The following is a 17398-nucleotide window of genomic DNA, read 5'->3' on the forward strand; positions in this document are numbered from 1 at the left end:
TGTATTTAATCCTGGCTTGCCATGCTGCCAGGTCTATAAGCAGCCTATTCAATGAACCACTTGTATCTTGCCCCAGTCCCCACCGACATTCTCCAACAACCCCCGCAAAGCCGGACTACGATACGAAACCCCATCATCCTCCCACCGCCGCCGAACACTCACATGCACCACCGGCTCAACATCCCGCACGACGTGCCGGCGCATGGCGCGGTAGAAGCCTTTGTATTCATTGTGCTGAGGGCCAGTGTGGTCCGGGGTGAGGTTATCCAGGAAGTGGGGCTCGAAAGCCAAGCCGCAGGTTTCTGCTTCGCGGGCCAGCCACTGGCCGGCGTGGTCGCCCAGGGCACGGTTGGGGTAGCCGCCGCCTATGTCGGTGTGTACGCCGGCGAACCACACCTGTTTCAGGTCTACCCCGGCTTTCGGGGTCCACAGCGTTGGCTCGAAATCCTGGCGGTTTTCATCAATGGAAACGGCATGCCGGGCGTGGTTGATAATGTCGCCGGGCTCGGTGTCGTGGAACAGATAACGAGACGTGCCCAGGGTCCCCAGAAACGGAGCAGGTATGCCCAGTGCACCAACGGTATCGAACACGCCCACAAAGTGAACCCGGCCACCACCGGGCACGGCATAGTCCCGACGAAACGCGGCGGCTTTGCTGCTACCTGGTGCCGAGGCCCGGCTGCGTCGACGGTACAGCGAATAAGCCTGCGCCGCCCTGCCCGCATGCTCCCGGCGCAGAATACCGCAATTGCCAATCAACCCCGCCAACGACCGAACCGTATACGCACCCCGGCTGAAGCCAAACAGGTACACCGCATCACCGTCATCGTAGTTATGCACCAGAAAGCGATAGCAATCCAGGATGTTCTTATCGATGCCCTTGCCCGTAGCCCCGCCGGTCAGCGGGTTGCCATCCGAGCCCACGCCCCAGTCGTAGAACACCACCTGCTTGTTGCCGGCGGCGTCTTCCGGGGCAATGCCACGGGCAATACGCAGAATGTGGGTGGCAGTGTCAGATTCGGGGGATTGCCAGGTACCATCTGAGCAGATGATGATGTTTTTCATAAGCGCTCCTGTTCCTTGGAGTTGATACACAATCCGTTTTGAATCCAGAATCGCCGCCCAGGCCCCTCTTCAGGCCCTGCGGCCGGCCAGGGGGAAAAGAGTTTGTTTAGCGAGCATTAATCATTCGCCTCTCCGTGCCCGCAAAACCATACAACTCATCGAGTAAATCAGGATGAGCGCGGCAAAGCCGAATTAGGCGATCCATTGCCACACTCTGCGCCACTTCGCCGCGCTCATATTTCGAGAAGGCATTCCTGCCCCCGCCAAACAATAACGCGGCCTTCTCCTGATTCAGGCAAAGTGCCTGACGCGCAGACTTCACCTCTTCCGGTGAAAGCAAACCCTCCGCCTTCCGCTTGGCGGCCACCACCGCACGGTCATTACCACGGATCTGATCCGTGGTAAGAAACTCATCGCCACAAGCATCACACACAGAGAAAGCAACGGATACATCTATGTCCTGCCCCTTGTACCGAAGACGTTCCATGGCAGAGCATTCTTGAACACTCGTGGAGCCACACGCTTTACAATTGTTCATACCCTATCCTCTAAAACCGACTAAGGTGGAACGACCCGAGGCTGATCATCAGAAAATCATCGACCAACGAAAACTTCACATACAACTCATCCAGTGCACCGTCGCCGTCCGGTCTTGGATGTCTGGTGACGTAGGCATCGTCGATGGACCCATCCTCACGGAAATGGGTTTTCTGGAACTCCTCAAGAGTTAACCCACAAAGACAGGAGATAACATCCGCCAACTGGTAACCCAGGTTGGCTGCATCCAAAAAGACTCTTCGGCCTCTGTAGCGAATCCTTTCAGCCTTTGCGGCGCTTCGCACTTCATCCAGATTGTAGTACGGCATCAAAATAACCATTATGGTTAGAAGAAGTATAGCTCAATGCTGTTTCGCGAGAAAGGTCTCTTACTCAGCTTTCTTTCCGAGTAAGAAAAGGCCGGATTTAGCGACGGCCAGGTGCCATCTGAGCAGATAATGATATTTTTCATTGCGGCTCCTTTTCCTTGGAGTTGATAAAAATTCCATTTTTTGCCACGGAATCCACGGAAGAACACGGAAGGAAAACAAACAATTTCCTACTAACGGTCTTCGCTTTTATCTTTTTTCCGTGTTCTTCCGTGGATTCCGTGGCCAATCAAGTCTTTATCTTTGTCTTTTTCCGTGTTCTTTGGTGGTTTTCGTGGCAAAAAAGCCTTTAGTCTTTACCGGGCACCCGATCCCCAGCGCCCTTACCCGCCACAGTCATAAAGATATACTTGAAGTAAGCGCCCACTGTCAGGTTCTCCAGCATCTTCTGATCTGTCTCCGCCAACAACTTCGGGGTAGACATATCAATATCATTCACCTGCGCCAACCCGGTAATCCCCGGCCGGGCATTCAATACGCCACGGCCTTCACGCTCGTTAATCAACTCTTCCTGGTTAAACAAACAAGGCCGCGGCCCCACCAGGCTCATTTCGCCCTTCAGCACATTCCACAGCTGCGGAAGCTCATCCAGCTTGGTGCGGCGCAGAAAGTGACCGAAGGGGGTAATGGCACTGGCACTGGCCAGGTGGCTGGCGACGGAGGCGGTGTCTTTCTTCATGGTGCGAAACTTCACCAGAGTGAACGGCTTCCGGTTACGCCCTACCCGCTGCTGGCGAAAAATGGGCGAGCCAGTGTCAAACAGACCAATCACCACCAGCACCAGCAACACCGGCAAACCAAACACCAGCCCCAACAGGGCAAAGAAAAAATCGAACAAACGAATCACAAAAATTCCTTATTGATCGGGAAAGCAGCGTTTCAGCCCTTCATCCACACTCAGCGGCGGTTGCCAGCCAAGCAGGTTGCGGGCTTTGGAAATATCCACCTGCAAGGAACCCAGCAGGCGTTGGGCCATGCCCTTTTTGCCCAGTACTGTGGCACCGAACATCAACAGCCCGGCGGGCACCGGCACCAACCGAGAAGGTTTACCCATGGCTTTGGCCACGCCCTGTAACAGCTCAGTGGTGGAAAGGTCTTCACCATCGCCGGCCAGGAACACCTGGTTGGCCGCGGCGGGGTGATCTATGCAGGTGATGATCAGGTCTACCAGGTTATCCAATGCGACCAGGGAGCGTTTGTTGTGGATGGCGCCCAAGGGAAGTGGAAGGCCTTTTTCAACCAGCCTGATCATACTGGCGAAGTTACCCTTCACCCCCGGCCCATAAACCAGCGGCGGGCGAATGATGACCACCTCCATGCCGGTTTCGGCCGCCAATGCTTGCAAGCCCTGCTCGGCTTCCCTCTTGGAAATACCGTAGGCGTCTTCCGGCGAGGGCGTATCTTCTGCGGTGAAAGGCTGGTTCAGCGGCGTTTGCTCACCGTTTACCTTGATGGAACTGATAAAAACAAACCGGCGAACGCCGGCTTCAGCCGCCTGCCTGGCCAGGTTGAGTGTGCCGTCAACGTTTACCTTGCGGTATTCCGCGAGGGGGTGTGGCACTTCGTCTTTCATGATGTGGGCGCGGGCGGCGGTGTGGACAACAACATCCACCTTTTCCAGAGCCTGCTCCCAACGAGCAGAACCGTCCAGGTCGCCAACCACTATATACCCGGGCAGCTCAGCTTGGCGAGTCGACCGCACGGCACCCACTGCTGAAAAGTGGCCATACTCAGCTAGTCGTCTTTTCAAGGAGTTCCCTACAAAACCACTGGCACCGGTCACAAGCAGCTTTCGTTGTTGGGTCATTTAGCTAACAAATCTCTATAAATCTGCATGTGTTGATCCACTATTTTTTCGATAGCGAACTCTTTCTCTGCCAGCTCCCGTCCTGATCGCCCCATTTGCATACGTAGACCTGAATCTTCGAGCAAGGACTGAATAGCATCTGCCAAGGCTACCGGATCTTTTACTGGCACCAATACGCCAGACTCACCCGGCTTGATTGCATCCCGACAGCCAGGATGATCCGTGGTGACGACAGCCCGGCCACAGGCCGCTGCTTCCACCAAACTCTTCGGCAACCCCTCGCCATAATAAGAGGGCAGGCAGACGATATTGGCAGCGCCATATTGGTCTGCGATATCTGAGCGATAACCCAGCAGCGTAACATCGTTGCCCTGCTTCCAGTTGACCAGATCTTCTTCAGTAGCACTGGTTGGGTTACCGGGATCAGGCGAGCCAATCAAACGAAAATCAACATCAACACCCCGTTCGTTTTTGAGAATCTCCGCAGCACGGACAAACTCAAATACCCCTTTGTCTCTGAGTAACCGAGCGGCCATGACCACAACGGGTCTTCCTTCCGGTTCCGGAACGACAGGGTATTCCTCAAGATCTACCCCTGAGCCTGTGATCATTCTTGCTTCGTCTATTTTTAGGGCTTGAGCACGGAGCAACGCGTCTCGATCACTAGGGTTTTGAAATATCACCCTGAGCTGAGATTGTTTAAATGCTGCACGGTACATTTTCTTAACCAGCTCTAGCCGAAAACCACCCCTTTCAGTTGAAGAATGGAAAACAGTACCCAGACCGGAAATAGCAGCCACCACAGACCTGACTGCAGCTAACCTGGCAGCTATCCCGCCGTAAAGTACTGGCTTGATGGTAATTAAATGGACTAGGTCTGGCCGCATGCAGCGAAATAAGCGGACAATACACAGCAAAGTCCAAAGTTCGGTAAATGGATTTTGGCCACTGCGGGCAATTGGCACTTCGTAATGGGTAAAGCCCAGTTCTTTGATTTTTCCTATGGCCAAACCAGAGCCTGAGGCGATCGTTACCTCCCAGCCTTTGCTCTTTGCCGCTAAAGCAAGTGGCAACCTATGAGATAGAAAAAATTCTGGCGTATTCACCACAAAAAGAATTTTTTTTGCCACTGCAATCAAACCCGCAAATCCGCATCACCCAACGGCAGCACACCTTTCAAATCATAAAGTACGCCACCTTCATTCAAATACCCTCGCAAATCCCCGGCACCCATCGCTGCATACTCTTTATGAGGAACGGCCAGAATAACGGCATCATACTCCCCGGCAGAAGGCTCATTCACGAGACTGATACCATATTCCTCTTCCGCCTCAGCGTTATCGGCCCAGCAGTCGGTAATGTCTACGTTGCAGCCGAACTCTTGTAGTTCTTTCACCACATCAATAACGCGAGTGTTGCGCAGGTCCGGGCAGTTTTCTTTGAATGTAAAGCCCATTACAAGTACTCGGGCATTGGCAACGGTGTGGCCGACTTTAATCATGGCCTTTACCAGTTCAGAGGCCACATAAGACCCCATCCCATCATTCACACGACGGCCGGCGAGGATGATTTCCGGGTGGTAGCCAATGGCCTGGGCCTTGTGGGTTAGGTAATACGGATCTACCCCAATACAGTGGCCACCCACCAGGCCGGGTTTGAACGGCAGAAAGTTCCACTTGGTGCCGGCGGCGGCCAATACTTCATGGGTATCAATGCCCAGGCGGGAGAAAATCATCGCCAGCTCGTTTATCAACGCAATGTTGAGGTCACGCTGGGTATTTTCGATAACCTTCGCCGCCTCAGCGACTTTAATCGAACTGGCTTTGTGAGTGCCGGCAGTGATGACATCCGCATAAAGTGCATCTACCTCTTCGGCAATCGCCGGCGTAGAGCCGGAGGTGACTTTTTTAATGGTGGTTACCCGATGCTCCTTGTCGCCCGGATTAATACGCTCCGGGCTGTAACCGGCGTAGAAGTCCTGGTTAAACGTAAGGCCAGATACTTTCTCCAGCACTGGCACACAAACTTCTTCCGTTGCACCCGGGTAAACGGTGGATTCGTACACAACAATGTCGCCGGCCTTCAGCACCTTGCCCACGCTTTCACTGGCTTTCACGAGCGGAGTCAGATCCGGCGTTTTAAATTCGTCAATCGGGGTGGGGACAGTCACAATGTAAACGGAACTATCAGCCAGATCGTCCAGATAATCTGTAAACGATAGTTTGGTGGCGGCAACCAGCTCAGCAGAAGACACTTCCTTAGTGAAGTCGACGCCCTGTTTAAGTCCCGCAATGCGTTTGGCGTTGATGTCAAAGCCCACAACTTCCCTTTTTTCGCCAAAAGCAACAGCTAAAGGTAGCCCGACGTACCCCAGACCAATTACTGCAATCTTTTTCATAAAAAATCGTCCAATGACTAGCGTTCAATAAGTTTAAAAACCGCGCCCATTGCTCTGGGGTGACCAGAAACTGCACTTCATCCAAGTTACGTTGAAGGCCGGTTGCGAATTCGTCCAGGCCTACTGCTTGCCGGTTTAGTTTTTAGAAGGTGTTTCAGGAGACTGGAGCCCATGAAGCCTGCCATGCCAGTGACTAGTCAGGCTTTGGGCTGCTCGGGAGGGTTCCAAGTAGTTGCGAATAGGTATTCATCGTCTTTTCATCCATCCTGCGCCTCCAGCCACGCCTGAAACATCAAGACACTCCAAAGATGATACTGCCAGTTCTTTTTGCCACTCAGATGCTCAGCCCACATGGTGCGAATCGGCGCGGGGTGGAAATACCCTTCGCTGCGCAAACGGCTTTCATCCAGCAATGCTTCAGCCCATTCCCGAAGCGGCCCGCGCAGCCAGGTGTCCAGCGGAATACCAAAGCCCATTTTAGGGCGCTCAATCAATTCTCTGGGAACGTGCTTGTAAAGCACCTGGCGCAACAACCATTTGCCCTGCCCCTCGCGGATTTTCAGATTCAGGGGCATGCGCCAGGCAAGTTCAACCACACGGTGGTCCAGCATCGGCACACGGGTTTCCAGGCTATTGGCCATGGCAGCTCGGTCGACCTTGGTGAGAATGTCATCCGCCATATAGGTTTGCGCATCCATCGCCATCATGGCGTGTTCCAAGCAGTCGGTATCCGGCCACGCTGTCGGGCTGGTAATCAGCGTTTGCGGCTCTGTCGCGCCAATCACCAGGCTGGCGGGATCTGTCCAATGGCTGGTGAGTTGTCGGTAAAACGCATGGCCGTCGGAGAGCGCCAGCACATCCGCCAGCTTGCGTGCCTTTTCACCGGGAATGGATAGGCGCAGCCTCTGGGGTAACACCGGCCTGGCCCAGTCGAACAGCCTATCCCAGGTGGCTGGGGATAAACTGCGCAACAAACGGGCACCGGCAAGCCGGGTGAATCGGGGCAAACGCTGCACCGGCCCCCAGACCTTGCCAGCCGCCATGTATCGGTTATAGCCGCCAAAGAGCTCATCACCACCATCGCCACTCAGCGCCACGGCCACCTGTTGCCGGGCCATCTGGCTAACCAGAAATGTCGGGATCTGGGAGCTGTCACTGAAAGGCTCGCAGTAGATATTCGGCAACTTAGGAATCACCGCTTGGGCCTCATGTGGACGCACATAGAGTTCCGTGTGTTCCGTGCCTAGATGCCCAGCAACTGCTTTCGCGTGAGTGGCCTCATTATAACCGACTTGATCAAAACCAATGGTAAAGGTACGAACCGGGCGCGCTGACTGCGCCTGCATTAACGCCACAATCGAACTGCTGTCGATACCGCCGCTGAGAAAAGCACCCAGCGGAACATCCGCCAACATCTGTTCGGAAATGCTGGCTGAAAGCTGGTGTTCCAACGCATTAATAGCGTCTTCAGGCGTGCCGTTGAAAGGGCCTGCCAGGCCTTGCTCGACAATGTCATTCACCCGCCAGAAGGCTATTGGCTCAGCTGCTTCAACATTTCGGGCGCCATTACCGAGTGCAATCTGGACATAATGCCCGGGCATCAGCTTCTGAATGCCCTTGTAAATACTATACGGAGCCGGAATGTAGCAATGGCGCAACAACAAAGTCAGCGCATCGCGATCCACTTCTGCCTCAAATGCCGGGTGGGCCTTGAGCGCCTTCAATTCGGAGCCAAACATCAGAACGTCGTTACTCCACCCCCAGTACAGAGGCTTTTCACCCATCCGGTCACGCGCAAGTGTCAGAACCTGCTCTTGCTTATCCCATAAAGCAATGGCGAACATACCCACCGAGGCCTTCAGAGTTGCCTCTACACCCCAAGCTGAAAAGCAGGCCAACAGCGTCTCGGTATCCGAATGGCCTCGCCAGGAAGGCACTTTTTGCTCGGCCTTTAACCGGGACCGCAATGTTAAATGATTGTAGATTTCACCATTGAAGGCGACAACGTACCGCTCACAGCGGGATACCATCGGCTGGTCGCCGGCGGGGGAGAGATCGAGGATAGAGAGCCGACGATGGCCCAAAGCTACAGGCTCCGATTCATCCCACCAAATGCCTTCATTGTCGGGGCCCCGGTGGGTGATGGCGGCACTCATCGCCTTGGCTGTTTGTATCCCATCCAGGGAAGATTGAAGCGTAAAACCTATCAGCCCACACATATTGCTTAGCCCACCCGATCTATCGATACCCGAGAACAAGAAGAATTCGAAATAGTAGATCATCGAACCGGGACTGCCGATAAAGAGGAGAAATCAGGGCATACCGCATCCGTTTAAAAAAATTATGACCAGCCCCAATATCTATAAATTTGCGACACATATCAACCTGCTCAACTGGTATCTCCCTACTGTAATTTTCCAAAAACTCTTGAAGCTGTATGGTTATTTCCGCTCTTTCCCTCTTGAAAATGCGTTTGAAGCGACTTAGCCAAAACTGAAGCCCGTTACTTCCGCCAATTACATTGGAATCGTGTTGCCGGTAATCAATATATGGTTCATTATCAAAAATAACCTCGCCCAATCCGGAGATCACCAAATAGACCCACCAATCGTGCATCTTTATATTTCTTATATTCGGTCTTTTAGCTTTTAATATATCAACAGCCTCTCGATTCAAGACGATTGTACAGCCAGTGGCGATATTTTGGATAACCGCATTTTCTAGCGCAACAGGCCTGGAGATTCCTCTACCCAAAGAAATGAACCTCAGGTTTTCATCCACCAACCTAGTCCTACTACAATACATCGCTGGTTTACCGGCCTCCACTCTCGAGAGCTTATCTAATGCGGCTTCCAGCTTACGCTGATGCCAAAAGTCGTCTTGATCAGAAAACGCCACAAACTGAGAGGAATCATCTACCTTATAAATTAATTCAAAAAAACTACCAACAACACCAACATTTTTTTCTTCATAGATCTCTATATCCTTCACCGAAGAATATCTATTAAGTAAACTAACAGTACCGTCGGTAGATCCATCATCTCTTACAGTTATTTTTACATTATCTAGGCTTTGGTCAAGAATACTTTCTATTTGCTTATCTAGGTATCGACATCCATTGAACGTCGACATCAGAACCTCTACTCTTGGCTCTCTCATAATTCTTCGCCTCTATCAACTCTAAACAATAAACCCGCCCCAGCATAAGAGGGACGAAAAATATCGGAGAAAGTAGTAGTGGATTTGTACCGGCCACTATAAACATTACCGTTAAGCCCACCGCCCATGCATACCCCTGCTGACCTAAACGCAAGAGACCGGCAATTACGTAAAAAAAATAAAAAAAGTAAAGAGCAAACCCAAACACTCCAAACTGTCTCAAGAGGTTGAAATGGCTAACCTCGACATCATTTACTAAAGAGCCAGCACCAGTACTATAAAACGAACTTCCGGGACCCTGGCCATAAATCAAGTAGCTAGGCTCATTAGCTAGTAGACTCAATATACTTTCAATATGCCCCATCTTGATACTAGACGATGAGGAGCTTTCTGAAAACTTTGAAAGAACCTCTGCGGACATATTTGGAAATAAGTAAATAGCCAGTAAAGATCCCAAGAAAATCAGCACGGGTATAGAAAAAATTCGGAGCACCTTGACATACTTTGAGCCACCACCAATAACTGCATACGCTAATATGATAAGAACAGCCCCACCAATTACTGCTATTGATAGCGTCATCACAGCCGCAGCAAAGATAACCATGCTTAAGGAATATTTTTTTGAAAATAGCGAGAGGGAAAACCCTAGGAGCAACCAAATAGACCACCGGAAATATACATTTGGAACCCCACCACCTATAGCTTTTACTCCGATATAACCCAGACGATTTTCAGCTGAAAACGAAGTAGCAGCAACCCCAACCTCTGGAAAAATAAATATGACGGAGAACGTTGTAATAACTATAATCGCTGCGAAAAGTGAAACCCTCAAAAAGTTGCTTTCCAGGAAATCCGCCCCCACTCTATTACCCACAACCAAGAGCGATACAAAAGCCACAAAACTCACCTCGGAAAACGCCGAACTAATATCATTCCCTCGCATTACAGACAACAGCGCAGCCGCTGAAAAAAATACGCAAACAGAAGCCTCAAAAAAATGTGATCTATTAAATCTTTCTTCAATAAGTTTTACTATCGCGAAAAACAGAAAAATAGAAAGAACCAGATACTTTAACCCGAACCCTCCACCAATATCTACCACCAAACTAAAAAGCAGCAACCAGACCAGAAACCTGGACAATCTTGCAGTAGATACGCCATAGCTATGCATTAGCACCACTTAAAAGAAATCGGCAGCTATTGCGACCGTATTGAATTAACCTTAACCCAGAGATTTTTATGGCTTTTATAAACCTTATAGTTATAAACCGAGAGCTCAAGACAACTTTCGTTATAGCAACCGACACTAAATTAAACAGTCGGCCACATAGACCTATGACCACTTTCACTTTAATAAACTTAAGATCAAAAATTTAGTCAGACTAAATCAAGCCCAGAAAAAAGAATTACTGGATGCAGCTTGACCTATTAGACTAGTCCGATTTTGACTTATAGTGCCCGTCAACCCCCCGCCCCAAAAAATCTCTTAGAACGATTATAAAGCCGCGAACTACCAGGGATAGAAAAAATAAACTTCAAAAAATATCGAACATTAAAAGGATCACACCTGAACGCCTCAAAAAGCATCCCCCGCCCGTTTTTAATACCTTGACAGATTTTCGCATCCCCCAAACGATGCAGCCAAGCCGCTCTTAACTCTTTGTCAGCATTTATGGCCTTGGCATGTTGATGATAAAGTAGCTCAAGAGCAAAAAGATGCGCTTTATTATTCTGGGTGATACTGCCCTCTGTAACATACGAGAGCAACGTAGGTTCTTTTAAATATGTCAACTTCGTGATTTTTGCAAGCTTAAGCGCAAGATCCCAGTCTTGATAGCGGGGCATTTCTGGGGTAAAACCACCAACTATTTCCAAGCACCTTTTCTTTACTACTAGCGTTGGTGTACCCACATGATTTTGCCAGAGTAGCGATGTGTAAATATCTTTCTCGTTGAGGGTATAAAGGCCAACCGGCATCAAACGGCAGCCACCGGGCCAGATCTGAATGAAGTTACTGAATACCGCGCCAATCTCTACATCCGCCTCAAATACTTTAAGGTAGTCTTCGAGTTTTGAGCACGTCCACTCATCATCACTATCCTGAAATGCAACAATCTTACCTCTAGCCAGCCGTATACCAATATTTCTAGCTTCAGCACCACCAACGTTGGATGTTAACTTTTCGTATCGGATACGGCTGTCGACGAACCCTGAAATAACCTCGTCCGTGTTGTCCTTTGACGCGTCGTCTACGATGATCAACTCAAAATCAGAAAAACTCTGCGAAAGAACCGAGCGGATGCTTCTGGAAATTTCCCTAGCTCTGTTATAGGTAGGCATTACCACACTGACTTTTGGCTGCCTTTCAGGTTCTGGGACATCATTAATTTTTACTATCATATATTCCGGTTCTCAGAAACTGCTTTTTCGCGGTCTTTTTTATACCGCCACTTGATCTGCTCGCCAACAGAAACCGAAGTTAAAGCTCCGGGCGCTAATCCTTACGCCCCCCAAGTGATGTCAGCTCACGTATAGCGTCCCACCATTCGCGATTCAGCAGAATGCTAATGCCGAAGTACAACGGTCCCGAAATTAGCACTGCCACCACCAAATGAAGATAGGGGTTAGTAAACGGGAGAGTGAGGCCGTACGCCGTACCTATGGCAATTGTGGCTATCAGTGCCGGTCGTATAGTGGCAATGGAATAGCTGAGCAGCCCTGCATGGCACAAAGGCCTTACAAGGAAAAACCACCCCGGTATAAACATGACCAGCGCAAAACCGAGCAATGACCAGGCTAAACCTTCGGTACCAAACTGAGCACCAAACCAGAGGATTGGCGGCACCAGGCATAAACTGACCAGATTCCATTTTAGCGCAAGATCGGCCCGCCCCATGCCTAAAAGCAGGCTTCCCACCGGGTTTCCGGTTGACCGGAAAAAACCCCAGATAGCGAGGAGACGCAACAGATCGGTTGCGGCCAACCACTTATCACCCAGCATAATCGTTATGACCTGGGGTGCGAAAAACGCGATACCCACGTATAAGGGTGCGTTGGTGGCGGCAGTCATGTTCAGAGTCTTTAGATAGATAGACCGAACCTTGTGTGTATCCGCTTGCACTTGAGCGATCAGCGGAAAGCCTACCCTTGTGATGATGGGGTTAACCATACCCTGAATTTGAAAAACAAGTTGTCTTGGTAGACTGTACAGGCCTAATGCGCTTGCGGCCAACATCCGCCCTCCGAGTAATAGGTCAACACCGCGGTTCACTTCATTCACAAGATTGTTGGCAGCCAGAGCACCACCAAACCCGAGAAACGAGCGTACATCGGCGTATCGGAAGCGCCACAACGGCCGCCAACCTCTGGCTAGAATCAACCAGGCCAGCAAAGTGACTGTGGTCGCGTTAACAACAGCACCAATAACTAGGGCGTATACACCCTTTCCGGAATAGGCCGCGATCACCGCCGCCACAAACCCTGACAGAGCGGCCACAACCTCAATAGATGCAACTGGGCGAAAATCCAGCGCTTTTTCCGCCGTCATCTTTAGCTGCTGACCCAGAGCGGTAATGCCGAAGACTGTGGAGGAGAGCATTAGCAACGGCGTCAGACGTTTTTCACCAAAGAATCCGGCGATCATCGGGCTGAGCGCAAGTACCGTCAACGTTAACCCCACTCCGAAAAAGAGGTTCAACCAGAACAGGCTTGACCGTTGGGCCTGCGTTACATCAGAACGCTGCACATAGGCACTGTTCACGCCCATATCGGTGAACACAGTGCCAAACCCGAGCACGACAGCCACCATTGCCATTAACCCAAAATCTTCCGGTGTTAATAACCGTGCAAGTACTGCAACTTGGCCGAGCTGCAGCAACACCCTTGCAACAGCGACCCCGGTAGTCCAGCGTACAGCTGAGAAGGTTCGGTGCTTCAGGGTCACGGCTTTTTCGCTGTCACATAATATCCAGATGTCTCCAGCGCCCAGTTTTTATCGAGCTTATCCAACAGAGGCGCCAGTTTCTGCCCGAGGTACCAGAAAGGTAACAATGCAGCTTTGACCAAAGCCCGGAGCGGCCGGGGCCCGCGAATAAAGCGTTGGCTAAAATAATTCCCTTTCAGAATCCACATGGTAAAAAAGCCAGATTGCGGCTCTACCGTCACGTCCACAAATCCCGCCTTCTCAAACAGGTATTTGAGGCCATAAGGTGTGTAACGGAAGAAATCAAAAGGGGCCTCGTGTATCCACCATTGCCAAGGCACCTGTAGCACCATCCCACCGCCCGGCTTGAGGATTCGAAAAGCTTCGTTAAGCATGGTTTGCGGCTCACAGAGATGTTCCAGCACCGAAAGCGACACAACGGTATCGGCGACCTCCGAGTCTATGGGCAGCGGCTTATTCAGATCCGCCGCAATATCGGCTTTGGTGTCGTGGAAACTACCCGCCCAGTCGACTGCGATGTATTGGTCTGCGTGCTGAAGGAAAAAGTCTTTATAGGGGGATTCGCCGGCGCCCAGATCGTAGAGGGTCCCTTTGTAATTCGGGGAATACTTGGCAAGAAAGTGATCGCCGATGTCGTAAACCAGCCAGTTGTGCCACTGGCGGTTTGAATGGTTCTGGCTCATGGTCATGAAAAGAATCTTTTTACGCTGTTAACAATGTAATTCACCGTCTCTTTCTCCATACCAAACCACATCGGCAAGCGGATCAGACGTTCACTTTCTCTGGTAGTGTACTCATCATCGCCGTGGAAACGTGAGAAACGCAAGCCTGCAGGCGAAGTGTGCAGCGGTATGTAATGAAATACGGCATAGATACCATCTGCCTTCAGGTGCTCGAGTAACGCTGTGCGCTCCGCTATATCTTTGACTTTGATATAAAACATATGGCCGTTATGCTGGCACTCTGCTGGGATTGTCGGTACTTCAATTCGTTCGCGTTGCGCCAAACCGTTTAAGGCAGAGTAGTAGCTCTCCCAAATTGACAATCGGTTTTGGGTGATTGTGTCCGCCCACTCCAACTGCCCCCAAAGGTAAGCCGCCTGAAGTTCACTGGGCAGGTAACTGCTGCCCATATCCACCCAGGAATATTTATCCACCATGCCACGGAAGAACTGGCTACGGTTGGTGCCCTTCTCTCGGATGATCTCTGCTCGTTGTACATATTGCTCATCATTGATGATAAGAAGACCACCTTCGCCACCGCTGGTGAAGTTTTTCGTTTCATGGAAGCTGTACGCTGAAATCTGCCCAAACGTCCCTAGCGCCCCACCTTTGTACGTAGCCATCATGCCCTGAGCCGCATCTTCAATGACGCAGAGGTTGTGGCGCTCTGCAATCGCCATAATCGTGTCCATCTCACAGGCAACGCCAGCATAATGAACCGGTACGATGGCCCGCGTTCGCGGGGTGACAGCTGCTTCGATTAGCTTTTCGTCGATATTCATGGTGTCCGGACGGATATCCACGAACACTATCCTGGCACCACGGAGTACGAATGCGTTTGCCGTACTTACGAAAGTGTAGCTCGGCATGATCACCTCATCGCCGGGCTGTACGTCGATCAGAACAGCCGCCAGTTCAAGAGCGGCGGTACAGGAAGGGGTGAGCAGCGTTTTTTTGGACGGCAGATTCGTTTCGAACCACTCCTGGCACTTTTTCCCGAAGGGGCCGTCTCCAGACAATTTATTATTTTTCAGCGCCTGTTTTATGTACTGCTCTTCATCTCCAGTACAAGGTGGCCGGTTAAACGGGATCATTATCGCTGCCCTTTGAGAAATTGCGATTCCAGTTTGAGTAAATCCTGTTTTCGATCTTTAATTCTTCGAGCCGGGTTGCCTGCATAGATACCCCAGGGTTGTGTGCTTTTATTCACCAATGTCATGGCACCAATAGAGCAACCTTCCCGGATTATCACCCCCGGAAAAATGATTGATCCTGCACCAATAATCACCTGCTTTTCCAATTGTACTTCTGCGAGATATTCGTTTTTAAACCGCGTTGGCACTAAGGAGTTCACCATTGTGCTGCCGCTATAATCATCCGACTGCGCAAAAATCTTGACACCGTAGGCTAAAGTACAGAAATCCGAGAGTGTGATTCCGGGGGAGCCACCAGCAACCAAGCACATTGGAGTTATGTGGCAATATTTGCCAATTGACACCTTCCCAGAGACAACGCAGAAGTCATCAATGCGCGAATTATCCCCAAGCTCAATAGTTTCGGGGTTGTAGATGCTCGCTTTATCACTAACCTTCACATTCCTACCGACTGCCTTGAATCCCGTGGTCAGTAGTGCTTCTCTTGTCAGATAAGCCATCATTTCCCTCAAAAATATCTGAAAGCTGCTTGATCAGCGTCGCTTTCGAAAAATACGAATGAACAATGCGAGCGTTTTTTTGCGCTTCGTCTCTTTCTAATGGTTCGAGCATCAAATCTTGCACATCATTCAGCTTAATTCCAAGACCACTCAAAAATCGCCACTGGCTCACGTCGCTCTGCATGAAAACTGTTTTACCCATTCCCAGCAGTGTGATGGTGTTGCCCATCGCCTGCTGTCGCCGGTGGTTAAAAATGGCGATGTCGAGGCTTTTCAAGAATTCCAGATAACTCTCGAGCGGCATGAAATCCGTCATGGCCATGAATTTTTCTCCAAACCACTCCTTGCCTTGGGCAATTAGATTCTGGGCGTGATTCTGGTCTCCATAGGACAGCGGCACGTAAATTTTGATGTCCTTATCTTTATACGGGAGCAGGCGCTCGAGTGCTTCAATGTGGTTGTTACTTGGGTCTGCGGAGTTGCCAAGAAGGATATTCAACCCGGCTTTTTCGGGGGACGGGTTCGTCTCGACCATTATACTTGGGTTGACCAGGTTGCTCTGGTACATAATGCATTCGTGGTAGATACCCTTCGCGCCATACCATTGCCGGGCCCGCTCTACATCGCCTTCTATGTAAGTAATCAAATGGCCCATACGCTTGATGACGATGCTCCGGAAAATTTCATTTTTTTTCCAGCGCCAATCCCTTACCTCGGCGTTGTGAATATAAAGATCACCACCCCAGATGGCCCAATAACATTTTTTCAACAGCCAAGGCTGTAAGGCCAAGAGATAAAAGAGATGACTACTAAAAAGGCCATGAAGGATAATCTTTTCAGCATTGTTCATAGCCATTGTTATGCCGATAAAATTTTTTAGAATACTGGGCATAACTCTGGTATCTGGAGACGCAGGCACATCCTTCTCTGTCACGTCACCGTAAATTATGAACCGATGCTTACCATCGTCGAAGTGTTGGTGGATGAAATCTCTGAACGGCAGGACAAACTTCTTGTCCCAACCGAACAAGTGCAATATTACTCCCTGGTTCATAACAATCCGTGCAGTTGGCGTACGATACGTTCGGCAGCATGGCCATCCCAAAGTGCCGGACACTGGCCGGAGTTTCCCCTGCCCTCGGGAATATTTAAGGCTTTCCGTAAGGTCATACCGGTCAAAGTCGCTGCTCCTTTTTAAAAGACTTTGCTGCTTTATCTTTATCTGACAGCAGAGGGCCATCAGGTAAGGCATGAACAGGCCACTCGATGTTTAAATCCGGATCATCCCAGCGAATCGACCGCTCATACTCCGGCGCGTAGAAATCCGTACATTTATACTGAAAATCTGCGGTATCACTGGTTACCAGAAAGCCATGGGCAAACCCCGGCGGCACCCACAACATGCGGTTGTTCTCTTCTGAGAGGTATTCCCCTACCCACTGCCCAAAGGTCGGTGAGTTCTTGCGCAGATCCACTGCCACATCAAATACTTCACCTCGGGTCACCCGCACCAGTTTGCCCTGCGGTTGTTTGACCTGGTAGTGCAGACCCCGCAGAGTATTTTTTACCGAGCGGCTGTGGTTGTCCTGCACGAAGGTGGCATCTATGCCTGCTTCACGGAAGGCTTTTTCGTTCCAGGTTTCCATAAAGAAGCCGCGTTCATCGCCGAATACTTTCGGTTCGATGAGTTTTACGGCGGGAATCTCGGTTTCGGTGATTTTCAT

The 17398-nt window shown here is 50.5% G+C and carries 17 protein-coding genes; all 17 read right to left on the bottom strand.

Annotated features, from left to right (window positions below; translation table 11 throughout):
- Positions 1–48: 48 nt before the first annotated feature.
- The 17 genes from BY454_RS08715 to rfbC all read right to left on the bottom strand — a co-directional run bounded on the left by BY454_RS08715 (position 49) and on the right by rfbC (position 17398).
- Positions 49–1065, bottom strand: a complete 1017-nt coding sequence (locus BY454_RS08715) for a DUF2235 domain-containing protein (protein ID WP_181049669.1) — start codon at positions 1063–1065, stop codon at positions 49–51.
- A 106-nt stretch (positions 1066–1171) separates the two neighbouring features.
- Positions 1172–1603: a type II toxin-antitoxin system MqsA family antitoxin gene (locus BY454_RS08720; RefSeq protein WP_104416227.1), complete on the bottom strand. Its 432-nt coding sequence runs from the start codon at positions 1601–1603 to the stop codon at positions 1172–1174.
- A gap of 10 nt (positions 1604–1613) precedes the next feature.
- Positions 1614–1931, bottom strand: a complete 318-nt coding sequence (locus BY454_RS08725; RefSeq protein WP_181049670.1) for a type II toxin-antitoxin system MqsR family toxin — start codon at positions 1929–1931, stop codon at positions 1614–1616.
- A 349-nt stretch (positions 1932–2280) separates the two neighbouring features.
- Positions 2281–2838 carry a sugar transferase gene (locus BY454_RS08730; RefSeq protein ID WP_104416229.1) on the bottom strand — a complete coding sequence of 186 codons (558 nt, stop codon included), beginning with the start codon at positions 2836–2838 and terminating at the stop codon, positions 2281–2283.
- Positions 2839–2847: 9 nt separating this feature from the next.
- Positions 2848–3798, bottom strand: coding sequence for a UDP-glucose 4-epimerase family protein (locus tag BY454_RS08735; RefSeq protein WP_104416230.1), 951 nt, complete (start codon positions 3796–3798; stop codon positions 2848–2850).
- Complete coding sequence (locus BY454_RS08740; RefSeq protein WP_258075609.1) at positions 3795–4928, bottom strand: glycosyltransferase family 4 protein; 1134 nt, start codon at positions 4926–4928, stop codon at positions 3795–3797. The genes BY454_RS08735 and BY454_RS08740 overlap by 4 nt, the downstream gene beginning before the upstream one ends.
- Positions 4929–4933: 5 nt before the next feature.
- A complete protein-coding gene (gene tviB / locus BY454_RS08745) occupies positions 4934–6196 on the bottom strand; it encodes a Vi polysaccharide biosynthesis UDP-N-acetylglucosamine C-6 dehydrogenase TviB (protein WP_104416231.1) in 1263 nt (420 codons plus the stop codon).
- A 257-nt stretch (positions 6197–6453) separates the two neighbouring features.
- Complete coding sequence (asnB, locus tag BY454_RS08755) at positions 6454–8415, bottom strand: asparagine synthase (glutamine-hydrolyzing) (RefSeq protein WP_104416232.1); 1962 nt, start codon at positions 8413–8415, stop codon at positions 6454–6456.
- Between the two features lie 19 nt (positions 8416–8434).
- Entirely contained in the window at positions 8435–9328 is an 894-nt protein-coding gene (locus BY454_RS08760; RefSeq protein WP_181049671.1) for a glycosyltransferase family 2 protein, read from the bottom strand.
- Positions 9294–10526 carry a hypothetical protein gene (locus BY454_RS08765; protein ID WP_146082694.1) on the bottom strand — a complete coding sequence of 411 codons (1233 nt, stop codon included), beginning with the start codon at positions 10524–10526 and terminating at the stop codon, positions 9294–9296. Before BY454_RS08765 ends, BY454_RS08760 begins: the two co-directional genes overlap by 35 nt.
- 290 nt (positions 10527–10816) lie before the next feature.
- Positions 10817–11755 (bottom strand): glycosyltransferase family 2 protein, encoded by a 939-nt coding sequence (locus BY454_RS08770; RefSeq protein ID WP_104416235.1) that lies wholly within the window; start codon positions 11753–11755, stop codon positions 10817–10819.
- 94 nt (positions 11756–11849) lie between these two features.
- Positions 11850–13298 carry an MOP flippase family protein gene (locus BY454_RS08775; protein WP_181049672.1) on the bottom strand — a complete coding sequence of 483 codons (1449 nt, stop codon included), beginning with the start codon at positions 13296–13298 and terminating at the stop codon, positions 11850–11852.
- On the bottom strand, positions 13295–13987 hold the full coding sequence (locus tag BY454_RS08780; RefSeq protein WP_104416237.1) for a methyltransferase domain-containing protein: 693 nt from the start codon (positions 13985–13987) through the stop codon (positions 13295–13297). The genes BY454_RS08775 and BY454_RS08780 overlap by 4 nt, the downstream gene beginning before the upstream one ends.
- A complete protein-coding gene (gene rffA, locus BY454_RS08785; protein WP_104416238.1) occupies positions 13984–15114 on the bottom strand; it encodes a dTDP-4-amino-4,6-dideoxygalactose transaminase in 1131 nt (376 codons plus the stop codon). The genes BY454_RS08780 and rffA overlap by 4 nt, the downstream gene beginning before the upstream one ends.
- Complete coding sequence (locus BY454_RS08790) at positions 15114–15674, bottom strand: acyltransferase (RefSeq protein WP_104416239.1); 561 nt, start codon at positions 15672–15674, stop codon at positions 15114–15116. The genes rffA and BY454_RS08790 overlap by 1 nt, the downstream gene beginning before the upstream one ends.
- Positions 15619–16728 (bottom strand): TDP-N-acetylfucosamine:lipid II N-acetylfucosaminyltransferase, encoded by a 1110-nt coding sequence (locus tag BY454_RS08795; protein WP_181049673.1) that lies wholly within the window; start codon positions 16726–16728, stop codon positions 15619–15621. The genes BY454_RS08790 and BY454_RS08795 overlap by 56 nt, the downstream gene beginning before the upstream one ends.
- A gap of 121 nt (positions 16729–16849) precedes the next feature.
- Entirely contained in the window at positions 16850–17398 is a 549-nt protein-coding gene (gene rfbC / locus BY454_RS08800; protein ID WP_104416241.1) for a dTDP-4-dehydrorhamnose 3,5-epimerase, read from the bottom strand.

The organism is Marinobacter persicus, assembly GCF_002934325.1.
Taxonomy (GTDB): Bacteria; Pseudomonadota; Gammaproteobacteria; order Pseudomonadales; family Oleiphilaceae; genus Marinobacter; species Marinobacter persicus_A.

Bases quoted from the DNA above. Each gene is read 5' to 3' on its own strand.
- BY454_RS08715 (WP_181049669.1), bottom strand. From the start codon at position 1,065: ATGAAAAACATCATCATCTGCTCAGATGGTACCTGGCAATCCCCCGAA.
- BY454_RS08720 (WP_104416227.1), bottom strand. From the start codon at position 1,603: ATGAACAATTGTAAAGCGTGTGGCTCCACGAGTGTTCAAGAATGCTCT.
- BY454_RS08725 (WP_181049670.1), bottom strand. From the start codon at position 1,931: ATGCCGTACTACAATCTGGATGAAGTGCGAAGCGCCGCAAAGGCTGAA.
- BY454_RS08735 (WP_104416230.1), bottom strand. From the start codon at position 3,798: ATGACCCAACAACGAAAGCTGCTTGTGACCGGTGCCAGTGGTTTTGTA.
- tviB (WP_104416231.1), bottom strand. From the start codon at position 6,196: ATGAAAAAGATTGCAGTAATTGGTCTGGGGTACGTCGGGCTACCTTTA.
- asnB (WP_104416232.1), bottom strand. From the start codon at position 8,415: ATGTGTGGGCTGATAGGTTTTACGCTTCAATCTTCCCTGGATGGGATA.
- BY454_RS08760 (WP_181049671.1), bottom strand. From the start codon at position 9,328: ATGTCGACGTTCAATGGATGTCGATACCTAGATAAGCAAATAGAAAGT.
- BY454_RS08765 (WP_146082694.1), bottom strand. From the start codon at position 10,526: ATGCATAGCTATGGCGTATCTACTGCAAGATTGTCCAGGTTTCTGGTC.
- BY454_RS08770 (WP_104416235.1), bottom strand. From the start codon at position 11,755: ATGATAGTAAAAATTAATGATGTCCCAGAACCTGAAAGGCAGCCAAAA.
- BY454_RS08780 (WP_104416237.1), bottom strand. From the start codon at position 13,987: ATGACCATGAGCCAGAACCATTCAAACCGCCAGTGGCACAACTGGCTG.
- rffA (WP_104416238.1), bottom strand. From the start codon at position 15,114: ATGATCCCGTTTAACCGGCCACCTTGTACTGGAGATGAAGAGCAGTAC.
- BY454_RS08790 (WP_104416239.1), bottom strand. From the start codon at position 15,674: ATGGCTTATCTGACAAGAGAAGCACTACTGACCACGGGATTCAAGGCA.
- BY454_RS08795 (WP_181049673.1), bottom strand. From the start codon at position 16,728: ATGAACCAGGGAGTAATATTGCACTTGTTCGGTTGGGACAAGAAGTTT.
- rfbC (WP_104416241.1), bottom strand. From the start codon at position 17,398: ATGAAAATCACCGAAACCGAGATTCCCGCCGTAAAACTCATCGAACCG.